Source organism: Kribbella sp. NPDC058693, from assembly GCF_042715335.1.
Classification (GTDB): Bacteria; Actinomycetota; Actinomycetes; order Propionibacteriales; family Kribbellaceae; genus Kribbella; species Kribbella jiaozuonensis.
Genome location: NZ_JBHXSQ010000001.1, coordinates 91,673 through 113,894, shown reverse-complemented (window position 1 = coordinate 113,894; position 22,222 = coordinate 91,673). Strand labels below are relative to the sequence as shown.

Below are 22,222 nucleotides of genomic sequence, written 5' to 3'. Positions count from 1 at the left end.
ACCGGCACCCCGGCAGCTCGCGCCTCGCAGTCGTCACACTGTGAGAGAGGGGTATCCCGTGTCGGGATCCACAAGTGCGCCCATGGAGGGCGCAGATTTCGCTGAGGCCGTCATCGACAACGGCAGCTTCGGCACCCGCACCATCCGCTTCGAGACGGGCCGTCTGGCCCAGCAGGCCGCGGGCTCCGCGGCTGCCTACCTCGACGGCGACACGATGGTGCTGTCGGCCACCACGGCCAGCAAGAAGCCCAAGGACCAGTTCGACTTCTTCCCGCTGACGGTCGACGTCGAGGAGCGGATGTACGCCGCGGGGCGCATCCCGGGCTCGTTCTTCCGCCGCGAGGGTCGCCCGTCCGAAGAGGCGATCCTGACCTGCCGGCTGATCGACCGCCCGCTGCGGCCGTCGTTCGTGTCCGGCCTGCGGAACGAGATCCAGGTCGTCATCACGGTCCTGGCGCTGAACCCGGACAAGCTGTACGACGTGCTCGCGATCAACGCGGCCTCGATGTCGACGCAGCTGGCCGGCCTGCCGTTCTCCGGCCCGATCGGCGGCGTCCGCGTCGCGCTGATCGAGGGCCAGTGGGTGGCGTTCCCGACCCACACCGAGCTCGAGGACGCGGTCTTCGACATGGTGGTCGCGGGCCGGGTCACCGAGACCGGTGACGTCGCGATCATGATGGTCGAGGCCGAGTCGACCCCGGGCACCTTCGAGAAGGTCGCCTCCGGTGTCCAGGCGCCGACCGAGGAGATCGTGGCCGAGGGCCTCGAGGCCTCCAAGGCGTTCATCAAGACGCTGGTCGAGGCTCAGGCCGATCTGGCCCGCCGGGCCGCGAAGCCGACCGGTGAGTTCCCGGTCTTCCCGGACTACCAGGACGACGCGTTCGCCGCGGTCGAGGCTTCGGCGAGCGAGGAGCTCGCCCAGGCGCTGACGATCGCCGGCAAGCACGAGCGTGACGACGCCACCGACGCGGTCAAGGCCGCCACCGTGGACAAGCTGGCCGCCGACTTCGAGGGCCGCGAGAAGGAGCTGTCCGCAGCCTTCCGCTCGCTGACCAAGAAGCTGGTCCGGCAGCGGGTGCTCAAGGAGAAGGTCCGCATCGACGGTCGCGGTCTGACCGACATCCGTCCGCTCAAGGCACAGGTGCGGGTGCTGCCGCGGGTTCACGGTTCGGCGCTGTTCGAGCGCGGCGAGACCCAGATCCTGGGTGTCACCACGCTGAACATGCTCCGGATGGAGCAGCAGCTGGACACGCTGTCCCCGGAGACCCGCAAGCGCTACATGCACAACTACAACTTCCCACCGTACTCGACCGGTGAGACCGGCCGGGTGGGTTCGCCGAAGCGTCGCGAGATCGGTCACGGCGCGCTGGCGGAGCGGGCCCTGGTGCCGGTGCTGCCGTCGCGCGAAGACTTCCCGTACGCGCTGCGTCAGGTGTCCGAGGCGCTCGGCTCGAACGGCTCGACCTCGATGGGTTCGGTCTGCGCCTCGACGCTGTCGCTGCTGTCGGCCGGTGTGCCGCTGAAGGCGCCGGTCGCCGGTATCGCGATGGGCCTGATCTCGGGCGAGATCGACGGTGAGACGCAGTACGTCGCGCTGACCGACATCCTGGGCGCGGAGGACGCGTTCGGCGACATGGACTTCAAGGTCGCCGGTACCAAGGACTTCGTCACCGCCCTGCAGCTGGACACCAAGCTGGACGGCATCCCGGCCAGCGTGCTGGCCGGTGCGCTGACCCAGGCCAAGGACGCCCGCCTGACGATCCTGGACGTGATGGCCAAGGCCATCGACGCGCCGGGTGAGATGAGCGAGTTCGCCCCGCGGGTCATCTCGGTGAAGGTCCCGGTCGACAAGATCGGCGAGGTCATCGGCCCGAAGGGCAAGATGATCAACCAGATCACCGAGGACACCGGCGCCGACATCTCGATCGAGGACGACGGCACCGTGTACATCGGCGCGACCGACGGCCCGTCGGCCGAGGCGGCCCGGGCCGCGATCAACGCGATCGCGAACCCGACCATGCCGGAGAAGGGTGAGCGCTACCTGGGCACGGTCGTGAAGACGACCAACTTCGGTGCGTTCATCAGCCTGCTGCCGGGCAAGGACGGCCTGCTGCACATCAGCAAGCTGCGTCCGCTGGCCGGTGGCAAGCGGGTCGAGGCCGTCGAGGACGTGCTCTCGGTCGGCCAGAAGCTGCAGGTCGAGATCGCCGAGATCGACGACCGGGGCAAGCTGTCGCTGATCCCGGTGATCGAGGGCGAAGAGAAGTCCGAAGAGAAGGCTGAGTCTTCCGCCGAGTGACTCGTGCAATCACCAGCACACTGCTGAGCCCGGAGGCGGGCGGTCCGGTGAAACGGACCGTCCTGCCCTCCGGGCTTCGTGTGCTCTCCCAATCCGTCCCAGGCTTCCGCTCGGTCACGTTCGGACTCTGGGTCGGCGTCGGCTCCCGGGACGAACCGGAGCAGCTGGCCGGCGCCACACACTTCCTCGAACACCTGCTGTTCAAGGGCACCGAGCGTCGCGACGCGCTGGAGATCTCCGCCGCGATCGATGCGGTCGGCGGTGAGATGAACGCGTTCACCGGCAAGGAGTACACCTGCTACTACGCCCGGGTGCTCGACTCCGACCTGCCGCTCGCGGTCGACGTCATCTGCGACATGATCACCTCCGCGACGCTGACCAACGCGGACGTCGAGAGTGAGCGCGACGTCATCGACGAAGAGATCGCGATGCACGCCGACGAGACGTCGGACCACATCCACGACCTGTTCGCCGAGCAGCTGTGGGGCAGGTCCCCGCTCGGCCGTTCGATCACCGGTACGCCGGAATCGGTCGCCGGACTGTCCCGCCAGCAGGTCGTGGGCTGGTACCGGCGGCGCTACAAGCCGTCCAACATCGTGGTCTCGGTGGCCGGCAACGTCGATCACGCCGAGGTCGTTCGCCTGGTACGCAAGGCGTTCGAGCGCCACTGGGTCACCGGCGAGGCCGAGCCGGTCGCGGTACGACGTGACCCGGGCAAGCGGATCCCGACGTACGGCGGGGTGCAGGTGCACCACCGCGACGTCGAGCAGGCGCATCTGGTGCTCGGGATGCCCGGCCTGGTCCGGAGCGACGAGCGGCGGTACATCGCCGGCGTACTGCACGGGATCGTCGGCGGTGGGATGTCGTCGCGGCTCTTCCAGGAGGTGCGGGAGAAGCGCGGCCTGGCGTACTCCGTGTTCACGTTCGGCTCGGCGTACGCCGACTCCGGCATGGTCGGCGTGTACGCCGGATGCCTGCCGAAGAAGGCGCCCGAGGTACTCGACGTGATCCGCGGCGAGCTCGAGGCGATTGCCAATGGCAACATCACGCCGGACGAACTGCTGCGCGGCAAGGGCCAGATGCGCGGCTCGGTCGTGATGGGCCTGGAGGACACCGGCGCCAAGATGACCCGCATCGCCAAGGCGGAGCTGGTATACGGCGAGCTCCCCACGGTCGACGAGATCCTGCACCGGATCGACTCCGTCACTCTCGACGAAGTCACAGCCCTGGCCGCTGACCTCTACGCCGGCACCCCGGCCCTGACCGTCATGGGCCCGTTCGACGAGGACACCACCGCCTTCACCGTGTAGCTCCCGGGTGGCAGACTGAACTATGGCCTGGGGGAGGCTTGGGGGCAGGTCGTGGGCACACTCGAGGACTTCCGGGGTGAGCTGATTCATCCGGGCGATCCGTCGTACGACGAGTATCGCCAGGTGTGGAACGGGTCGATCGATCGTCGGCCCGGGGTGATCGCGCGATGTACCGGCGTCGCCGACGTGCGAAGTGCGCTCGCGTACGGGCGTCGTACCGGCGGGCCGGTCGCAGTGCGGGGTGGCGGGCACAGCTTCCCGGGCCACTCGACGTGTGACGGCGGGATCGTGCTGGACCTGAGTCCGTTGAAGGGGATCCGGGTCGATCCGGTACGGCGGACCGCCCGCGCGCAGGCCGGCGTACTGCTGGGGGAGCTCGATCGCGAGACACAGGAGTTCGGCCTGGCAACGCCGGCCGGGATCGTCACGCACACAGGGCTTGCCGGGCTGACGCTGGGCGGCGGGATCGGCTGGCTGATGCGCAAGTACGGACTGACGATCGACAACCTGCTCTCCGTCGATGTCGTCACGGCCGAGGGCGAGTTGCTGACTGCTGATGAGGAGCACAACGCGGAGCTGTTCTGGGGGATCCGCGGCGGTGGCGGGAACTTCGGTGTCGTCACGGAGTTCGAGTTCCATCTGCATCCGGTCGGCCCGACCGTGTACGCCGGAATAATCGCGTGGCCGATGGAGCAATCTCCTGAGGTGATGCGCTTCTACCGTGACTGGATCAAGGATGTCCCGGACGAGCTGACCACGGCGATCGTCCACCGGTGTCTGCCGTCGCTGCCGACGATCCCGTCCGAGCTGCACGCCCGGCCGGCTGTGGTTGTGGTGGTGAGCTACTCCGGTGCGGTCGAGGACGGCGAGCGAGTGGTCGCCCCGTTGAAGGCGTTCGCGCCACCAATGCTGGACCTCTGCACCGCGCGGCCGTTCCTGAGCCTGCAGTCGATGCTCGACCCGACCTTCCCGCACGGGCGCTGGTACTACACCCGAGCGTGCGACGTCGACGAGCTGACCGACGAGGTGATCGGCATCGCCGTCGAACGTGGTCAGGCGATCGACTCGCCGTTCTCGCTGTTCCCGATCTTCCATCTCGGCGGCGCGATCTCACGCGTGGACCCGGACAGCACGGCGTACGGCGGCCGCTCGCACGGGCACGCGTTCAACTTCGTTGGCGCCACCCTCGGTCCGGACGGGTTCGACGCGCAGCGCGAGTGGGTCCGCGAGTCCTCGAAGGCCCTCGAACTCCACCAGGCCGGCGTCTACATCAACTTCCTCACCGACGAGGGCAGCGACCGGATCCGCTCGGCCTACGGCGCGACGACGTACGACCGGCTGCAGGCACTCAAGCAGAAGTACGACCCCGGGAACCTCTTCCACCTGAATCAGAACATCCCGCCGAGCTGAGCCGGACGGGCAGTGTCCGGTAGCCACGGAGGACGAGGCGGTCGCGGCGGGTGGCCGGGCCGGCCGGCGCGATCGTCGGGAAGCGGTCGACCAGGCGAGCGAACGCCACCTTCGCTTCCAGGCGAGCCAGGCTGTTGCCCAGGCAGATGTGCGCGCCGGCGCCGAAGCTCAGCGGTTTGTTGTCGGCGCGGGAGGGATCGAAGCGATCGGGCTCCGGGAAGCGTGCCGGATCACGGTTCGCGGCGCCGAGCAGCAGGATGAGATCGCTGCCTGCAGGCATCGAGACGCCGGCCGCCGACAGCCCGTCGGTACGGGCGACGCGGGTCGTGACCTGCACTGGCGAGTCGTAGCGCAGTACCTCTTCGACGAAGGCAGCCGGATCTGAGGCGAGGTGTGGTTGGCCGATCAGGATCGCGAGGCCGTTGCCGAGCAGGTCCGTGGTCGTCTCGAAGCCGGCGACCAGGAGCAGAATCAGGTTCGCGAGCAGCTCCTCGTCGGACAGCCGTCCGTCTCCCGCGTCCCGCGCTGCGACCAGCGCACCGACCAGGCTGCCGGGTGCCGGATCGCGGATCAGCCGGACGAAGTACCCGCCCAGCTCACGTGCAGCCGCGTCCGCGGACTCGTCGGACGCGTCGGTGAGCTCGAGCGCCGCGGTCAGGTCGGAGGCGAGCGGCCGGAAGCGATCGCGCTCCGATGCCGGTACGCCGAGCAGCTCGCAGATGACCGTGACCGGCAGCTGGAAGGCGAACCGGTCCATGAAGTCCACCTCGGCCGGGAGACTGCCGAGCAGGTCGTCGACCGCATTCTCGATGGCCGGCTGCAGAGCGGCGACGCGGCGTGGCGTGAAGACCTGTGAGATCAGCGAGCGCATCCGCCCGTGCTCGGGCGGGTTGGACCGAAGGATCGAGCGCCGCATCAACTCCAGCGCCGGTTGGCTCGAGGGATCGGTCCGGATCCCGAAGCCCGGATTCCGCAGTACCTCGTTGACCGCCGCGTAGCCGACGATCACGAAGACGGTGTCGGTGATCGGCAGGACCGGCCCGAGACGATGCGCCTCGGCGTACAGCGGGAACGGATCGGTCCGGCCCGCGGGGGAGAGCAGCGACTCGATGAGGTTCATACCCGCCGCCCGAGGAGGAGGTAGCCGACGGCGTACAGGGTCGCGCCGGCGACTTCGAAGATCTGGATCAGCCCGAACTTCGGACCCGAGGTGAAGATGAACAGACCGCCGATCGTGTAGGCAAGCGCGCCGACACCGAGCAGTACGCCGGTCAGCCGTTGCCGAAGCGTCCATCCCAGCCAGAGATAACTCAGCGGGAAGACGAGCAACGCCGGGAACACGATCAGGGCGGCCGGGGTGTCGAGGTCGGCGGGTTCGTGCACCATGCTCGGCGCGTACTCAGCCCGCACCGGGTTGTGCGAGCCGTCGAAGATGATCAACGCGAACCAGAGCAAGGTGCCGACCAGCGCGGCGTACCAGGCTGCGAGGTCGCGGCGCCGGGTGACTTGGTTGCCTAGCGCAATCATGCTGGCCAGGCAGACGATCTGGAGTGCCAGGCCGGCCGCCTGGATGTCATGCGTGAGCCCGTAGCGCTCGCCGACGTTCGCGATGCTCCAGCCGTCCCGTGCGGGATGCAGCAGGGTCCCGAGCCAGAACACCGGCCCGCCGATGAACGCGGTCAGTCGTGCGGTGGTGCGCAGTTGCCGGCGCAGGCCGGCCGGCGCGGGCAGGGTCTCGGTCATCGCTGCTCCGATTCACTAGAGTGTCCCACTAGCGAATCACTAGTGACTCGCTCTAGTCAACTGGTAGTCTGCCGGTCATGAGCACGCGAGCGGAGAAGGCGCAGGCCAACCGGCAACGGATGCGGACCGCGGCGCAGACCCTGTTCACCAGCCGGGGGTACTCCGCGACGTCGATGCAGGCGATCGCCGACGAGGCCGGGATGGCGGTGCAGACGCTGTACTTCACCTTCCGGACCAAGCGCGCGCTGCTCAGTGAGTTGCTCGACGTCGCGGTCGCCGGTGACGACGAGCCGGTGCCGACTCTCGACCGGCCTCGGGTGGTGGCGGCGATCGACAACCCTGATCCGGTGGCGCAACTGCATGAGCTGGCGGGGATCGCCCGGGAGATCTACGAGCGGGTCGCGCCGGTTCTCCAGGTCGTCGCGCATGCTGCGCCGGGAGATCCCGAGATCCACGAGCTGTGGATGACCAACAACGCCCAGCGCGCCGTCGTGATGGAGCGGTTCATCACCGCCCTCGCCGGCAAGACCCCGTTCCGCGGCGGGCTCGATGTGGCGATGGCGACCGATATCGCGCTCGCTCTGCAGAGCCCGGAGATGTACCAGTTCTTCACCACGCGTCGAGGCTGGTCGCCGGCGCGCTGGGAGCAGTGGACCGCGGACGCGCTCGTGACACAGCTCCTTCCACCCCGGTAAAGTCCTGCGTCACAACGTGATCTGCCACTGGATCCCATCTGGACGGGCGGGGCCCGATTCAGGGATGACACGCATTTGACGGCTGAGATGAGCTGCGCTCATGGGCGCGGCTCCGGCCTGCTCTGCGTGGAAGAGGATCCTTGTGCTGGATGCGTTTCGTACTGCCCGCACGTCGTTGGTCGATGCCGTCCGGGTTGCTCCGGGGTGGCTGGCGGCGTACTCGATGGTGCAACTGGTCCTGGCGTTTCTGCCGGGTGCGCAGGTTGTGCTGATCCGCTCGCTGGTCGACGGCGGTGGGACCTGGGGACCGCTGCTGGGGCTGACCGTCGTGGTCGGTGCGATGTACCCGATCACCCAGGTGTCGAACATCGCCGGTCAGCGGATGATGTTGCGGCTGAGGCTCGACTATCGCGTTGAGCTTGCGCACGTGGCGGCGCGGTTGAGTCCGAGTCGGTTGGCCGAGCCGGATGTGGTCAGGGATCTGGAGGCGAGTCAGTCCGCCACGGATCCCATGAGTGATGTCGCCGGCAAGCCGGTGCAGGTGTTGAGCGCGGCGGTCACGTCGGTGCTGTTGTGCATCGCGATCGCGTCGATCAACCTGTTGTCCGGCCTGTTGGTGCTCGCCGCGCTGGTGCCGACCGTGCTCGCGTTCACGCTGATCTCGCGGATGGAGGCGAAGGGGTGGCCGCGGGTCGGCGAGCACGAGCGCGCGGCGGCGTACGCGACCGAACAACTGATCCAGCAGCGCTCAGGCACCGAGCTCGCCGTTCTCGGATCCGGGTGGAAGGTTGCCGACCTGATCGCCGACAGCCGGACGCAGGCGACTCACGTCCTCGACCGGATGATCAGAACAGCGATGAACTTCGAGCTGGTCGCGGCCGTCGTCACCGTCTTGCTCTTCGGTGGAGCGCTCATAGCACTCGTGGGCGGTGGCGCCAACGGGGGAGCGGCCGCCGCCGCGGTTGCCGGTACGATCACTGGTCTCAACGCGATCCGCCAGTGTGGGTATGCGTTCGGCAGCATCGTGACGGCGGCCCCGCAAGCCATGATCTACAGGCGTTTCGTCGACAGCGTGCCGCCCGCAGCGCGCCAGACCGTCGTACCGCAGGTAGAATCAATCGCCCTCGAGCATGTCAGCTTCCGGTACGGCGAAGCACCCGTGCTGCAGGACGTCTGCATCGAGGCGCGCCGCGGCGAACTCGTCGCGCTGGTCGGCGTGAACGGTGCGGGGAAGTCCACCGCGATCAACCTGCTCGTCGGCAGCCTGAGTCCGGACTGCGGACGGGTGCTGATCGACGGCAAGGATGCAGCGGACCTGACCGAGGCCGAGAGGCTCGGGTACTTCGGCCTGCTGGTACAGGAATTCGGCCGCTTCGAGTTCACCCTCCGCGATGCCGTGGCGCTGGGATCGCCGGACCCGGTGAGCGACCACGCCGTGCACGCCGCCCTCGCGGATACCTTCGCGGTCGGCCTGTCCCTGGACACGCAGCTGGGTCAGCAGTGGGGCGGCACCGGCATATCTGGTGGCCAATGGCAACGACTTGCGCTGGCGCGGATCCGGCTGCGGGACGCCGGCGTCTGGATCCTCGATGAACCCACGTCGGCCATCGACGCGGAAGCCGAGCGCGAGATCTTCGCCGACCTCCGCCGCACCAAACAAGCACGCATCACGATCGTCGTATCGCACCGCGCCTGGACGTTGCGTGAGATGGATCGCATCTACGTCATCGACGGCGGCGCGGTGGTGCAGCAAGGAACCTACCCCGAACTCATGGCGCGGCAAACCGGCCGGTTCGCCCGGCTGTTCGCGGCGCAGCACGAATAACTGCGTGCAAGCGTTCGAATACTCGGTGCAGGGCAGACTGAGCATTTGTGAGCACATGACCAAATTGCTGTGATCTGGCTTGTCATCTGATGACTCTGACGGACTGATCTGATTAAGTGTGTGCTCGCGCCGTGAGGAACGGCTGGTCATCTGAGGTCTTGGCAAAGTAACGCCTACGTTACGCGCCGCCGCTTTGTGCCTGACAACGTTGACATGCGCAGTTTCGACCAGCAACCATGACGCTTGATCCGCCCGCCTAGCGGCCCTCCCGCCGAGGAAGTTGGTTTGACCGTGCGACGTCTGACTGGGGTAGTGGGGGCGGCACTCGGCTTAGCGCTGGTGCTCGCCTCGTGTGGGGACGGCAAGAGCAGCGACAGCGGCTCCGGAGGTGGCGCGAAGAGCGAAGTCATCGCGATCGCCGCCGACCCGCTGGAGTACATCAACCCGCTGAACGAGAACGGCAGTCCGGGCATCCAGATCGCGATGGCGATGTTCGCCCCGCTGGTGACCACGGACCCGAACACGGGCAAGCTGCAGAACGTGATGGCCGACTCGGTCACTCCGGACAAGACCAGCCAGACCTGGACCATCAAGCTGAAGCCCGGCAACACGTTCCAGAACGGCCAGGCCGTCACCGCGAAGGACTACGTCGACAGCTGGAACATGACCGCCGAGGGCTCGAACGCCTGGAAGAACAACGGGTTCTTCTCCAAGGTCGACGGGTACGAAGCGCTGAACCCGCCGACCGCGGACGGCGCCACGCCGAAGCCCACCGCGGTGAAGACGCTCAGCGGCCTGAAGCAGGTCGACAACCTGACCTTCACCGTGAAGCTCAAGGTGCCGTTCTCGCAGTTCGGCCTGACCCTGCAGTACCTCGGCCTGGCCCCGCTGCCGGAGGAGGTCCGGAAGAACCCGGACGCCTACAAGCGCAAGCCGATCGGCAACGGCCCGTACAAGCTGGCCGCCGACTGGAACGCCGGTGACGACATCAAGCTGGCCAAGTGGGACGGCTACAAGGCTTCCGCCGCGCCCGAGGCCGACTCGATCACGTACCGGTTCATCCCGAACGCGGACACGGCGTACAACGAGTTCCTGGCCGGCAACGTCGACTTCACCGACGTGCCGTCGACCAAGGTCAAGAGCTTCAAGACCGACGCGCCGGACCAGTGGGTGACCAGCGTCAGCTCCGGTGCGAACTACCTCGTGTTCCCGGCCTGGGACGCGCGGTACAAGAACCCGAAGCTGCGGCACGCGTTCTCGGAGGCGATCGACCGCAAGGCATTCGCCGACCTGGTCGGCCTGTCCGACCCGGCCAAGGGCCTGATCGCGCCGGACATCAACGGCTACCGCGCCGACGCCTGCAAGTACTGCGACTTCGACGCCGGCAAGGCGAAGGCCGATCTGCAGGCGGCCGGCGGCTTCTCCGGTGTCGTCAACATCAGCTACAGCACCACGTCCGCGACCGGGCAGATCTTCGCCGAGGCGATCGGCAACATGCTCCGGCAGAACCTCGGCCTGCAGGTGAAGTACACCGGCAAGCAGGGGTCGGAGATCACCGAGCTCGCCGACAGCCGCAAGCTGGACGGTCTGCGGTTCGGCGGCTGGGGTCACGACTACCCGTCGATCGAGGACTACCTGACGCCCATGTTCAAGTCCAACGGTGACGCGAACTTCGCCGGCTACAGCAACCCGGCGCTGGACGCCGTCCTGGCCAAGGGCGACGCCGAGCCGGACCAGGACAAGGCGATCAAGCTGTACCAGCAGGCCGAGGACATCGCGCTCGAGGACATGCCGCTGATCCCGCTGTACACCAAGTCGAACGCGTACCTGCACTCGGCCAAGATCGAGCCGCGGGTGTCGAAGTACGTCGGTGTCTCGGCGCTCTGGGCCACGTTCAAGTGATTCGATTCGTCGCTCGCCGCGTCCTCGCGGCGATCCCGATCGGACTGGTCGTCACGCTGGGGGTCTACGCGCTCGTCTTCGCGATGCCCGGAGACCCCCTGCGTGAGCTGGCCGGTGACAAGCCGATCCCGGCGGCCGTACTGGCGGCCAAACGGGCCCAGTTCCACCTCGACGACCCCTTCATCGTCCAGTACCTGCTGAGCATGAAGGACATCCTCACCGGCCACTTCGGTACGACGTTCGCCGGCGCGGACATCGCCGACCAGCTGCGGCTGCGGATCCCGGTCACGCTGAAGCTGACGTTGCTGGCGAACGCGTTCCAGTGGACGCTCGGGCTGTTCTTCGGCATCTACGCCGGGTTCAAGCGCAACGGCTGGGTCGACCGGTCGTTGCTGCTGACAACCTTGGTACTGCTCGCGGTCCCCGGGCTGGTGGCGTACTTCGCCGCGCAGTACCTGTTCGGGGTCGAGCTGAAATGGTTCCCGGTGTCGGGTGTGCTCGAAGGGTTCCCGAGGTCGTATCTGCTGCCTGCGTTGGTGATCGGCGTCCTCGGGTTCGCCGGGCTGGCCCGGCTGCTGCGGACGTCGATCGTGGAGACGGTCAACGCGGACTTCGTGAAGACCGCGCGGGCCAAGGGCCTGGGGGAGCAGCGGGTGCTGTGGCGGCACATCCTGCCGAACGCACTGCTCCCGGTGATCACGTTCATCGGTCTCGACCTGGCCGGCATGTTCGGCGGCGCGATCATCACCGAGAGCATCTTCAACCTGCCCGGGCTCGGCCAGTTCATGTTCCAGGCGATCAAGCTGAAGGAGGGCGGCGTCGTGGTGCTGCTGTCGACGCTGGCCTTCATCTCGTTCATCGTGATCAACCTGCTGGTCGACGTGCTGTACGGCGTCGTGGATCCGAGGGTGCGCAATGTCTGACGTCCAACAGATCACCGCGGCCGTCGGCGCCGAGGCGCAGGAGCTCGGCGACGGCCGCACCCTGTCCAACCGCGAGCTGCTGCGGGCGTTGCTGCGTAAGCCGCAGTTCGTACTGTGCAGCCTGCTGCTGCTGACGTTCTTCACGATGGCAGCGGTGCCGAAGCTGTTCACGTCCGCCGATCCGCGGTTCTGCGAGCTCGCCAAGAGCCGGCAGGGCCGCGGTCCCGGGCATCCGTTCGGCTTCGACATCCAGGGCTGCGACTACTTCGCCAACGTCATCTACGGCGCCCGCCCGTCGGTGCTGGTCAGCATCTGTGCGAGCTTCGGCGTGTTCATCCTGGCCGGCTCGCTCGGCCTGCTGGCGGGGTACTTCCCGGGTTTCGTCGACGGCCTGATCTCGCGGACGGCCGACGTACTGTTCTCGATCCCGGGCATCGTGGTGCTGATCGTGATCCTGAACTCCGTCCAGAACCGGAGCATCTGGATCATCGTCGGCGTCATCTTCCTGATCGGCTGGCCGGGCGGTATGCGGCTGATGCGGGCGACGGTGTTCTCGGTCCGCAACCGCGAGTACGTGCTCGCGGCCCGGTCGATCGGGGCGCCGCCGCTGCGGATCCTGCGCAAACACGTGTTCCCGAACGCGATGGCGCCGCTGCTGGCGATGACCACTTTGGGCATCGGCGGGATGGTCGGACTGGAGGCCGCGCTGACCTTCCTCGGCGTCGGTCTGCAGCCGCCGTCGATCTCGTGGGGTTCGCAGTTCGGCGTGGCCGCGTCGTACCGCGACACCCCGCACCTGTTCATCTGGCCGGCGTTGTTCATCTCCACGATGACGATCTCGTTCATGATCATCGGCGACTCGATCCGGGACGCCCTCGACCCGAAGTTGCTGCGTTGACGTCCTCCCCGGCTCGAAGTCAGGGATTCCAACTACTACGCGGAGGTAGCGCGTTGAGGTTCACGTTTCGGCGAGACCCGTACTGGCGTCTCTCGACGTGCGCTGACGGCCCGTCCGGCCGCGATGTTAACGGCTGCGTTCACGTCCGCGTTGGCCCGATGCCCGCAGGCTACGCATCGGAAGACCGCTTGACTCTCACGGTTCTCCGGCGCGCAATGCCTACAGACACTGCAGGTCTGCGATGTGTACGCAGGGTTGACTTTCTCGATGCGGCCGGCGGCCTTGTGTTGCAAACGACGTACCAGAAGCCCCCAGCCGTTGGAGAGGATTCCTCGGTTGAGCCCGGCTTTGGCGCGGCGACCGTTCGGCACGAACGTGCCCGGTCGTTCGGGGTCATGTCTGGGTTGCGGTCGCTTGGTCATCTGGGTAATCCGCAGGTCTTCGACGCGGATGAGATCGAAGCGTCGAGCCAGGTCGGTGGTGGTCTTCTCCACCCAGTCCCTGCGACGGTCGTGAGCCCGAGCATGCAGTCTGGCGATCGAGGCTCTCACCTGCCGACACCGCTGGGATCCGTCGCGGCACCGGGCAAGGCGGCGTTGCAGTTGCTTCAGCCGTTCGAGTTCGCGTTCAGAGAGTCCAGGACAGGTCAGGAGCTCACCGCTGGACAGGGCGGCCGAGACGGCAACGCCTCGGTCGACGCCGATCACCTTGCCGGTGCCTGGTGCGGGGACAGGCTGCGGGATGACGGCGAACGCGATGTGCCAGCGACCTCTCCGATCGCATGTGATGCGGTAGGACTTCGCGTCGGGTACGGCCCGAGACAGCCTGAATCGCACCCATCCGACCTTCGGGACGTTGACGGCGGCCCACTTCCCGTTGAGTTTGACAACGCGGGACGCTTGATGGCCGACGATGCGGAATCCTTTGCACAGGCTTGCTTTGCGCCAGGTGGGTCGCCGGTGGGTACCGGAGTAGAAGTTCTTTGTGGCTTGGTCGAAGTCGCGCAGCGCTTGCTGTTGCACGGTCTGCGACCCCGCCCGCAGCCAGCCGAACGCAGCTCGTGCTTCGGTCAGTTGCCGCGCCTGATCGAGGTACCCAGGCGTCGGCGGCTTGTCGCGCGTCCACATCGACCATTGTTCCAAGGCCAGGTTCCACACGTACCGGGCATGCGCGCATTGCTCGAGCAAACCAGCGTCCTGCGCCGAGGTCGGGTACATCCGGAACCGGGACACGCCAAATACCCAATCAGCATGCGCCGACATTTTGCCCCGATGCCAGAAGGGAGGGAGCGGCGGTTTCCCCTTGCCCTGAATGGCGTGGTCCCGCTGCGACCAGGCCGATGACTATTGGCGAAGTACTGCTCAAGGTCGAAGACCTCACCGTCGAATTCGACACTCCGCGCGGGCCGGTACGCGCCGTCGACGGCGTCTCGTGGCAGGTGCGCGCGGGGGAGACCCTTGCGATCCTCGGCGAGTCCGGGTCGGGGAAGAGTGTCTCGACCCAGGCGCTGACCGGGATCCTCGAGATGCCGCCCGGCCGGATCCTGACGGGTACGGCGGAGTACCGCGGCGCCGACCTGATCCAGATGACGACCAAGGAACGCCGGCGGATCGTCGGGGACCGGATCACGATGGTGTTCCAGGACTCGCTGTCCGCGCTGAACCCGGTCCAGTCGGTCGGCACCCAGATCGCCGAGTGCTATCGCGTGCACCGTGGCCTGTCCAAGAAGGACGCAATGAAGAAGGCCGCGGAGATGCTCGACCAGGTGCGGATCCCGGCCGCGGCGAAGCGGGTGAACGACTACCCGCACGAGTTCTCCGGCGGTATGCGGCAGCGCGTGATGCTCGCGATGGCGCTCGCGCTCGATCCCGACGTACTGATCGCCGACGAGCCGACCACGGCGCTCGACGTGACCGTGCAGGCGCAGATCCTCGAGCTGATCGCGGAGCTGCAGGCCGAGCGTCAGATGGGCGTCGTACTGATCACCCACGACCTCGGCGTGGTCTCGGACGTCGCCGACAACGTCGTGGTGATGTACGCCGGGCACGTCGTCGAGCGCGCCGCGACGGCGGAGGCGCTCGAGCATCCTGTTCACCCTTATACCGAAGGGCTTCTGGGCTCGATGCCGTCGGCGGATCTGAAGGGCCAGGAGCTCCCGACGATCCCCGGTACGCCGCCGTCGCTGCGCGCGATCCCGTCCGGCTGCGCGTTCCGGACCCGGTGCCCGATCGCGATCGACGACTGCGCGCGCGACATTCCGCCGTTGCTCACGGTCGCACCAGGACGTGACGCTGCCTGCATCCGCCGTACGACGCTCGCCGAGAAGGAGGCGGTCTGATGGCCGACGAGTTGCTGGTGGCAACGAATGTCGTGAAGCACTACGACATCAGCCCGGCGCTGAACTTCGGTGCCAAGACCCTGGTCCGCGCCGTCGACGGTGTCGACCTCACGCTCCGCAAGGGCGAGTCGCTCGGCATCGTCGGTGAGTCCGGCTGCGGGAAGTCCACGCTGGTCCGGCTGCTCGCCGCCCTGGAGAAGCCGACCGCCGGGCAGATCGAGTACAACGGTGTCGACGTCAGCAAGCTGAGGGGCCGCGAGCTGCGGCGCTGGCGGCGCAACGTCCAGGTCGTCTTCCAGGACCCGTACTCGAGCCTGAACCCGCGGATGCGGGTCGGCGAGATCGTCGGCGAGCCGTTCCTGGTCCACCCCGACGTCGGCAGGGGCCTCGACATCCGGACCCGGGTCCGCGAGTTGCTCGAGCTGGTCGGCCTGCGGCCCGAGGACGAGACGAAGTTCCCGCACCAGTTCTCCGGCGGCCAGCGGCAGCGGATCGGCATCGCGCGGGCGATCGCGCTCAACCCCGACGTACTGCTGTGTGACGAGCCGGTGTCGGCACTCGACCTGTCGGTCCAGGCCCAGGTGGTGAACCTGTTGATGCGGCTGCAGCGTGAGCTTGGTCTCAGCATCATCTTCGTCGCCCACGACCTGTCCGTGGTCCGGCACGTCTCCGACCGGGTCGCGGTGATGTACCTCGGCAAGGTCGCCGAGCTCGGCCAGCACCAGCAGGTGTACGACGTTCCCGCGCACCCCTACACGCAGGCGCTACTGTCCGCGGAGCCCGGTCTGGCCCGGAAGGGCCGCGAGCGGATCGTGCTCGCCGGTGACCCGCCGTCGCCGGTGATGCCGCCGTCCGGATGCCGGTTCCACACCCGCTGCCTGCGGGCCGAGGCCAGGTGCAGCACCGACGTACCCGAGTTGCGGCAGATCCGCTCGGGGCAGACCGTTTCGTGCCATTTCGCCGAGGATGCGCAGACCGCCTACTCCCCGGCGTGAGTAATAGCTGTTGAGTGATGGCCTAGGGTGGCGGCCGTGGGTGTTTCCTCGGCGAGCAGGCGAATGGTGCTGCTCGTAGGGGTGATCGTGGTCGCCGGCGGGCTGGCGGCGTGGTGGATCGTGACCGCCGGCCGGGCCGCCAACGAGGGCTTCGACATCACCGACGAGGGCTACTACCTGCTGTCCTATCGCTGGTGGGACAGCAATCCGCTGGCGCTGACCGGTGTGCAGTACCTGTACGGGCCGATCTTCGAGTGGTTCGGGTACAACATCGACCGGCTGCGGCTGTTCCGGCTGTTCACGGTGATCGTCGTCCATCTGCTCTTCGGCTACAGCTTCATGCGCTGGTTGCGCGGGCGGCGGCCGGGGATGCCCGCGACGAAGCTGTGGGAAGTCGCCGGGATGGCGATCATCCTGGCCGCCGGCGGGATGTGTTACGCCTGGCTGCCGCAGTCGCCCGGGTACAACGATGTGGTCCTGCTCGGCGCGCTGACGTTGGTGTCCTGCGTGCTGTGGATGGCGACAGCGGTCGATCGCGGCGATCCGGTGCCGTTCTGGGTGCCGGTCGTCGCCGGCCTGGTGATCGGCATGATGGTGCTGGCGAAGTGGACCTCGGTCGTGGTGATCGGGCTGATCGTCCTCGCCGCGGTCGTCGTACTGGCCGGTCAGAGCTGGCGGGCCGTTGCCCGAGGCATCCTTTTCGCGCTGGGCGGGGTCGCCGTCGTGGCGCTCGTCGTCCAGCTGTTCGTGGTCCGGCTGAACGTCGCGGTGCCGGGCATCCTGACCGTCAACAGGTTCATCGCGGGTACGTCGTACTCGCCGACCGAACTGCTGCAGTTCTACTGGTCGAGCGGGATCAAACTGCTCGGTCAGACCCTGCGCGCCCACGGCCTCCTGCTGCTCGCAACCGCGCTCACCGTGATCGCCCGCTGGCGCTGGCTCCGCCTCGCCGCCGCCGTTCTGGCGCTCGTCGCGCTGGTGTTGTCCGTACGACGAGTTGTCGTCGACGGCGGCGCGATCGGCGGATCGCAGCACACCGCGACGTACGCCGTGACGCTCCTGGCCGCCGTACTTGTTGCCGTTGTCGCTGCCGCCGGCGCCGTGATCGCGCACCGGTTCGGCGTGACCGAGTGCTCGCGGCTGAGCCGGGAGAACACGCGGACCTGGGTGATCCTCGGCCTGCTCGTGCTGCTGCCGCTCGTGCAGGCTTTCGGGACGAACACTGCGCTCTACACGATCGGGTTCAACGCGTTCGCCGCCTGGGCCGCGGTGATGATCGCGGTGCTGACCGGGATCTGGGCCACGCCGATCGTCGCGCGCGTGACGCTCGGACTCGTCCTGGTGGGCTCGCTGGTCGCGACCGCCTCGATCGCCTACACCGGGCTGTTCCGGTATCCGTACCGCTCGGTCGGGCACTCGCAGCTGACCGCGGCGTCGAAGCTGCCTGCCCTGAAGGGGCTGTACCTGTCGCCGGCGGCCGAGGAGAACTACAGCCAGCTGGCCGCCGACCTCAGGCCGTACACCGAGCCGGGCGGTCGCCCGATGCTGGCGTTCGACAAGATGGCCGGCCTGGTGCTGATCCTTGGCGGCAGGCCGCTCGGCGAGGCGTGGATCGCGCCGGCGGAGCGTGCCCGGACCGCGGCCGGTATCGAGGAGGTCTGCCGGAAGGGACGTCCGGAGCGGGCGCCGCTGATCATCCTCAACCGGCAGATCTCGGATTCGGAGATCACCGCACTGCAGTCGTGCGGGCTGGACTTCCACGCCGACTATCAACAGCTCGCCCCGCCCCGGCAGACGATCGGGCTGCAGGTCTGGGTGCCCAAGGCCGAGCGGGGCGCCCGGTCGCGCGGATGAGATCCTGTTCCACAAATCCGGACAGGAAGGGTGCGCATGATCAAGGTCGGTGTGCTGGGGGCCAAGGGCAGGATGGGCGCTCAGACGTGCCTCGCGGTCGAGGAGGCCGCCGACTGTGAGCTGGTCGCGCGGCTCGACCAGGGCGACGAGCTCGACGATCTGACCAAGGCCGGTGCCGAGGTCGTCGTCGACTTCACCCGGCCCGAGGTCGTGATGGACAACCTGGCGTGGTGCATCGAGCACGGCATCAACGCCGTGGTCGGCACGACCGGGTTCGACGAGGAGCGGCTGGCCACGCTGCGGTCGCAGCTCGCGAGCAGCCCGTCCACCGGCGTACTGATCGCGCCGAACTTCTCGATCGGCGCCGTCCTGATGATGCAGTTCGCCGCCAAGGCGGCGCCGTACTACGAGTCGGTCGAGATCGTCGAGCTGCACCACCCCGACAAGGTCGACGCCCCGTCCGGGACCGCACGCCGTACGGCGGAGCTGATCGCGGACGCGCGCCGTGAGGCCGGATCCAAGCCGATCCCGGACGCGACCACGACCGCCCTCGACGGCGCCCGCGGCGCTGACGTCGACGGGATCCGGGTGCACGGGGTCCGGCTCCGCGGCCTGATCGCGCACCAGGAGGTCCTGCTCGGCGACGAGGGGGAGACCCTCACGATCCGCCACGACTCGATGGCCCGTACGTCGTTCATGGCCGGCGTCCTCCTCGGCGTACGCCGCATCGGCAGCACCCCCGGCCTCACGGTCGGCCTCGAGCACTTCATGGACCTCGCCTAGATGAGTGCCAAGCGGACGGCGATCCTGCTCGCGATCGTCTTCGTCGCGTATGCCGTTCTGCTTGGCTGGCGCGGGGTGCTGCTGATCGGGACCGGTGATCCGGTCGCGATCGTGCTGGGGATCGCCGTGCTCGTCATCCCGGTGCTCGGTGCGTATCTGGTGTGGCGAGAGCTGCAGTTCGGCCGGCAGACCGAAGTACTGGCGCGTGAGCTGGAGGCGTCGGGTGGTCTGCCGGTCGACGATCTGCCGCGGCGGCCGTCCGGGCGGATCGATCGAGCGGCAGCGGACGAGGCGTTCGGGAAGTACCGGGCCGAGGCGGAGGCGGCTCCTGACGACTGGCGGGTATGGTTCCGGTTGTCGACCGCGTACGACGCAGCGGGAGACCGCAGACGCGCCCGCGCGACCATGCGAGCGGCGATTTCCCAGCACGACAAGACCTCGTGAGTTACTTGGGAGTTAGCTGTGAAGGTCCCGAGAACACTGACAACGCGGTGCTGAACGGGATACCTTCAAGAAGGTACGTGGCAGCCGCCACGTAAAGGTCGGAGACTGGGTGGGGCCGTCCTGTGCCATCAGAAGGGTCTCGCCGCGGCTCGGACGACGTGCAGGGGGCCGGATTCGGTGGCCTGTTGCGTCGGCACCGGCGTGAAGCCGGGCTGTCGCAGGAGGCATTGGCCGAGCGGGCCGGTCTGAGCGTCGACGCGATCGCGGCGTTGGAGCGCGGGCGCCGGCGTGCGCCACGGGCGCACACGCTGCGTCTGCTGGCTGACGCGCTGCGACTCGGCGATCCCGACCGCTCCCGGCTGACCGCGGCCGCGCGCAAAGAGGCGGACACCACGCGGACGCCGATGCGCCAACCACCCGCGCACACGAACGAGCTGATCGGCCGCACGACCGAGCTGACCGCTACGAGTCGCCTGCTGGGGCAGCGAATCACGCGTTTGCTTACGTTGACCGGCCCGGGCGGTGTCGGCAAGACGAGACTCACGCTCGCGGTGGCGAACGAGGTGGCGGACAGCTTCCAGGACGGCATCTGCTGGGTGCCGCTCGCGTCGCTGACCGACCCGGCCGCCGTCGTACCTGCCGTCGCGGCGTCTGTCGGCCTGCATCCGTTGGAGAGCACCCGGCTGGTCGAGGAGATCGCCGAGCAGATCGGCCGGAGCACGATGCTGCTGGTGTTCGACAACTGCTCGCACGTGGTGGCGACGGTCGGCCAGATCAGTGCCGCATTGCTCGAATACTGCCCGAACCTGTCGATCCTCGCGTCGAGCCGTGAGCTCCTCCGACTCCCGGGCGAGAGCGTGTACGTCGTACCGGCTCTCTCGCTGCCGCACGACGCGGACCAGCTGGAGTCGTCCGAAGCGGTCCGGCTCTTCGTCGAGCGCGCGACCGCCCGCGGGTACGACACGACCGGACAGCTCGACCAGGTGGCCCGAGTCGTCCGCCGGCTCGAAGGCATGCCGCTCGCGATCGAGCTCGCCGCCGCACGAACGAACGTGATGACGATCGAGGAGCTGGCCTCCGAGCTCGAGACGTCGTTCGGCATCCTGGCCGGCGGCTCGCGGACCGCGTCACCACGCCAGCAGTCGATGTACGGCGCGATCGAGTGGAGTCATGCCCTGCTCACGCCGGCCGAGCGGGACGTGTTCGCCCAGCTGTCGGTGTTCGTCGGTGGATGGACGCTGAACGCGGCCGCGACGGTCATGTCCGGCCAGGCGCATCCCGGTCCGCTGGAGCGGGCCGAAGCGCTCGACCTCACCGGACGGCTGGTCGACAAGTCCCTGATCCGGGTGACCCGGCGACGCGGCGTCACGCGGTACTACATGCTTGCGGTCATCCGGGAGTTCGCCGCCGACCGGCTGGTAGCCGTCGGCCGGACGGACGAGGCGGCCGAGCGGCACGCGCAGTTCTACATCAGCCTGGCCGAAGAGGCCGAGGGGCATCTGCGCGGTCCGGCGCAGGAGGAATGGCTGGACCGGCTGGAGAACGAGATGTACAACCTGCGGGCCGCGATGGCATGGGCCTTGCGGACCAGCTCGCCTGCGGCTGCACTGCGGTTGTCCGCCGGCCTCTGGCTGTTCTGCTCGATGCACGGTCACTACGCCGAAGGCAGCCAGTGGTTGGAGCGGGCCTTGGCGCTAGGAGACTCGCTGCCGGCCGATCTGATGGCCGAGCTGTCTCCGTGGTGTGCGAAGGCCAATCTGGGCGCGGGGACGCTGGCGTTCCTGCAGTGCGAGTACGACGCCGCAACCGACCGCCTGCAGACCGCCCTGCGCCAGTACAAGGAGCTGGGCGACCCCGGTGGTACTGCGCTCGTGCTGCAGCGCCTCGGTGGAGTCGCCCGCGAACGCGGGGACTACGGCGCCGCGGAGGACCTGCACTGCGAGAGCTACGACCTGTACGAGAGCCTCGGCGACCGTGCCGGGATGGCCTGGGCGCACAACCACCTCGGCTTCGTTGCCTGGCTCCGCGGCGACCTGGACATCGGTGCTCGTCGGTGCCAGCGCGCTCGCGACGCCTTCCGGATCGTCGGCGACGGCGAAGGACTCGCCTGGTCGCTGATCAGCCTCGGCACGATCGCGCAGTACCGCGGTGAGCTGGTCGAGGCGGAGGACCTGTTGCAGGAGAGCCTCGCGCTGTCGCAACGGCTCGGGTACCGCGAGGGCGTGGCCTGGTCGCTGAACCAGCTCGGCATCATCGAGCGGCGCCGCGGCTACACCGAGCGCGCCGTACACCTGCTGGACGAGAGCCTCGCCGAGCATCGCGATCTGGGTGACCGGTGGCGGTCGGCCAGCGTGCTCGAGGAACTGGCAGCAGTCGCGCAGCAGCGGGATCGGAGCGAGTACGCCGCGTTCCTGCTCGGTGCGGCGGACGGAGTACGAGAGGTCATCCGTGCGCCTGTTCCGGTGATCGAGAAGGCCGACTGCGAGGCCACGCGAGCCGCCGTCGAAGCGGCACTGGAACGGCGAGCCTTCCGGACCGCCTGGTCGGCAGGCCGGGCTGCGCCGCTGGCCGCGGTGGCCGACGGCTATCCGCCACCCGGTGGGACTGCGGCCGATTCACCGACTCTGAACTAAGCCCGGACATGCCTCGCGAGGCACCACGACCTGGGGGATCGACGGTGCCCCGCGAGGGATCTGGAGGCGCGAGCGCGTGTTCGTGACCCGGCCGGCTGTGCCTTTCTGTCTGACCCCCCAGGCAGTCCCCCCACCTCACAGCCGGCCGAAGCCACGTCCGCGATGGTCAC

General features: G+C 68.0%; 17 protein-coding genes. 14 read left to right on the top strand and 3 right to left on the bottom strand.

Annotated features, from left to right (window positions below; genetic code table 11):
• The first annotated feature begins 82 nt into the window (after positions 1-82).
• From ACFWUU_RS00545 to ACFWUU_RS00535, 3 genes are read left to right on the top strand one after another with little or no spacing between them, the layout of a single operon-like run.
• Entirely contained in the window at positions 83-2,299 is a 2,217-nt protein-coding gene (locus tag ACFWUU_RS00545; protein WP_380171482.1) for a polyribonucleotide nucleotidyltransferase, read from the top strand.
• Positions 2,296-3,609: a M16 family metallopeptidase gene (locus tag ACFWUU_RS00540; protein ID WP_380171480.1), complete on the top strand. Its 1,314-nt coding sequence runs from the start codon at positions 2,296-2,298 to the stop codon at positions 3,607-3,609. Before ACFWUU_RS00545 ends, ACFWUU_RS00540 begins: the two co-directional genes overlap by 4 nt.
• A gap of 51 nt (positions 3,610-3,660) precedes the next feature.
• Positions 3,661-5,019 (top strand): FAD-binding oxidoreductase, encoded by a 1,359-nt coding sequence (locus ACFWUU_RS00535; RefSeq protein ID WP_380171478.1) that lies wholly within the window; start codon positions 3,661-3,663, stop codon positions 5,017-5,019.
• Here ACFWUU_RS00535 and ACFWUU_RS00530 read toward each other — a convergent pair.
• Both ACFWUU_RS00530 and ACFWUU_RS00525 read right to left on the bottom strand, forming a co-directional pair.
• Positions 4,958-6,139, bottom strand: coding sequence for a cytochrome P450 (locus tag ACFWUU_RS00530; protein ID WP_380171476.1), 1,182 nt, complete (start codon positions 6,137-6,139; stop codon positions 4,958-4,960). The genes ACFWUU_RS00535 and ACFWUU_RS00530 overlap by 62 nt on opposite strands.
• Positions 6,136-6,762 (bottom strand): hypothetical protein, encoded by a 627-nt coding sequence (locus ACFWUU_RS00525; RefSeq protein ID WP_380171474.1) that lies wholly within the window; start codon positions 6,760-6,762, stop codon positions 6,136-6,138. The genes ACFWUU_RS00530 and ACFWUU_RS00525 overlap by 4 nt, the downstream gene beginning before the upstream one ends.
• A 77-nt stretch (positions 6,763-6,839) precedes the next feature.
• On the opposite strand from ACFWUU_RS00525, the gene ACFWUU_RS00520 reads away from it, so the two are divergent.
• The 5 genes from ACFWUU_RS00520 to ACFWUU_RS00500 all read left to right on the top strand — a co-directional run bounded on the left by ACFWUU_RS00520 (position 6,840) and on the right by ACFWUU_RS00500 (position 13,005).
• Positions 6,840-7,457, top strand: a complete 618-nt coding sequence (locus ACFWUU_RS00520) for a TetR/AcrR family transcriptional regulator (RefSeq protein WP_380171472.1) — start codon at positions 6,840-6,842, stop codon at positions 7,455-7,457.
• A 142-nt stretch (positions 7,458-7,599) separates the two neighbouring features.
• On the top strand, positions 7,600-9,282 hold the full coding sequence (locus ACFWUU_RS00515) for an ATP-binding cassette domain-containing protein (protein WP_380171470.1): 1,683 nt from the start codon (positions 7,600-7,602) through the stop codon (positions 9,280-9,282).
• A gap of 291 nt (positions 9,283-9,573) precedes the next feature.
• Positions 9,574-11,184 carry an ABC transporter substrate-binding protein gene (locus ACFWUU_RS00510; protein WP_137254586.1) on the top strand — a complete coding sequence of 537 codons (1,611 nt, stop codon included), beginning with the start codon at positions 9,574-9,576 and terminating at the stop codon, positions 11,182-11,184.
• A complete protein-coding gene (locus ACFWUU_RS00505; protein WP_137254587.1) occupies positions 11,181-12,107 on the top strand; it encodes an ABC transporter permease in 927 nt (308 codons plus the stop codon). Before ACFWUU_RS00510 ends, ACFWUU_RS00505 begins: the two co-directional genes overlap by 4 nt.
• A complete protein-coding gene (locus tag ACFWUU_RS00500; RefSeq protein ID WP_137254588.1) occupies positions 12,100-13,005 on the top strand; it encodes an ABC transporter permease in 906 nt (301 codons plus the stop codon). Before ACFWUU_RS00505 ends, ACFWUU_RS00500 begins: the two co-directional genes overlap by 8 nt.
• Before the next feature lie 35 nt (positions 13,006-13,040).
• Here ACFWUU_RS00500 and ACFWUU_RS00495 read toward each other — a convergent pair whose 3' ends face one another.
• Positions 13,041-14,237 carry an RNA-guided endonuclease InsQ/TnpB family protein gene (locus tag ACFWUU_RS00495; RefSeq protein ID WP_380171468.1) on the bottom strand — a complete coding sequence of 399 codons (1,197 nt, stop codon included), beginning with the start codon at positions 14,235-14,237 and terminating at the stop codon, positions 13,041-13,043.
• A 107-nt stretch (positions 14,238-14,344) separates the two neighbouring features.
• Here ACFWUU_RS00495 and ACFWUU_RS00490 point away from each other — a divergent pair, with 107 nt between their 5' ends.
• The 6 genes from ACFWUU_RS00490 (at position 14,345) to ACFWUU_RS00465 (ending at position 22,052) form a co-directional block, all read left to right on the top strand.
• Positions 14,345-15,343 carry an ABC transporter ATP-binding protein gene (locus ACFWUU_RS00490; RefSeq protein ID WP_380171466.1) on the top strand — a complete coding sequence of 333 codons (999 nt, stop codon included), beginning with the start codon at positions 14,345-14,347 and terminating at the stop codon, positions 15,341-15,343.
• Positions 15,343-16,338 carry an ABC transporter ATP-binding protein gene (locus tag ACFWUU_RS00485; protein WP_380171463.1) on the top strand — a complete coding sequence of 332 codons (996 nt, stop codon included), beginning with the start codon at positions 15,343-15,345 and terminating at the stop codon, positions 16,336-16,338. The genes ACFWUU_RS00490 and ACFWUU_RS00485 overlap by 1 nt, the downstream gene beginning before the upstream one ends.
• Before the next feature lie 63 nt (positions 16,339-16,401).
• On the top strand, positions 16,402-18,192 hold the full coding sequence (locus ACFWUU_RS00480) for a hypothetical protein (protein WP_380171461.1): 1,791 nt from the start codon (positions 16,402-16,404) through the stop codon (positions 18,190-18,192).
• A 36-nt stretch (positions 18,193-18,228) separates the two neighbouring features.
• Positions 18,229-18,975: a 4-hydroxy-tetrahydrodipicolinate reductase gene (dapB, locus tag ACFWUU_RS00475; protein WP_380171459.1), complete on the top strand. Its 747-nt coding sequence runs from the start codon at positions 18,229-18,231 to the stop codon at positions 18,973-18,975.
• Entirely contained in the window at positions 18,976-19,419 is a 444-nt protein-coding gene (locus tag ACFWUU_RS00470; RefSeq protein WP_380171457.1) for a hypothetical protein, read from the top strand. It begins immediately after the preceding gene.
• 185 nt (positions 19,420-19,604) lie between these two features.
• Positions 19,605-22,052 carry an ATP-binding protein gene (locus tag ACFWUU_RS00465; protein ID WP_380171455.1) on the top strand — a complete coding sequence of 816 codons (2,448 nt, stop codon included), beginning with the start codon at positions 19,605-19,607 and terminating at the stop codon, positions 22,050-22,052.
• Positions 22,053-22,222 lie beyond the last annotated feature (170 nt).

Coding starts and splice junctions, on each gene's coding strand:
- ACFWUU_RS00545 (WP_380171482.1), top strand. CDS start 83: ATGGAGGGCGCAGATTTCGCTGAGGCCGTCATCGACAACGGCAGCTTC.
- ACFWUU_RS00530 (WP_380171476.1), bottom strand. CDS start 6,139: ATGAACCTCATCGAGTCGCTGCTCTCCCCCGCGGGCCGGACCGATCCG.
- ACFWUU_RS00525 (WP_380171474.1), bottom strand. CDS start 6,762: ATGACCGAGACCCTGCCCGCGCCGGCCGGCCTGCGCCGGCAACTGCGC.
- ACFWUU_RS00520 (WP_380171472.1), top strand. CDS start 6,840: ATGAGCACGCGAGCGGAGAAGGCGCAGGCCAACCGGCAACGGATGCGG.
- ACFWUU_RS00500 (WP_137254588.1), top strand. CDS start 12,100: ATGTCTGACGTCCAACAGATCACCGCGGCCGTCGGCGCCGAGGCGCAG.
- ACFWUU_RS00490 (WP_380171466.1), top strand. CDS start 14,345: ATGACTATTGGCGAAGTACTGCTCAAGGTCGAAGACCTCACCGTCGAA.
- ACFWUU_RS00485 (WP_380171463.1), top strand. CDS start 15,343: ATGGCCGACGAGTTGCTGGTGGCAACGAATGTCGTGAAGCACTACGAC.
- ACFWUU_RS00480 (WP_380171461.1), top strand. CDS start 16,402: ATGGTGCTGCTCGTAGGGGTGATCGTGGTCGCCGGCGGGCTGGCGGCG.
- dapB (WP_380171459.1), top strand. CDS start 18,229: ATGATCAAGGTCGGTGTGCTGGGGGCCAAGGGCAGGATGGGCGCTCAG.
- ACFWUU_RS00470 (WP_380171457.1), top strand. CDS start 18,976: ATGAGTGCCAAGCGGACGGCGATCCTGCTCGCGATCGTCTTCGTCGCG.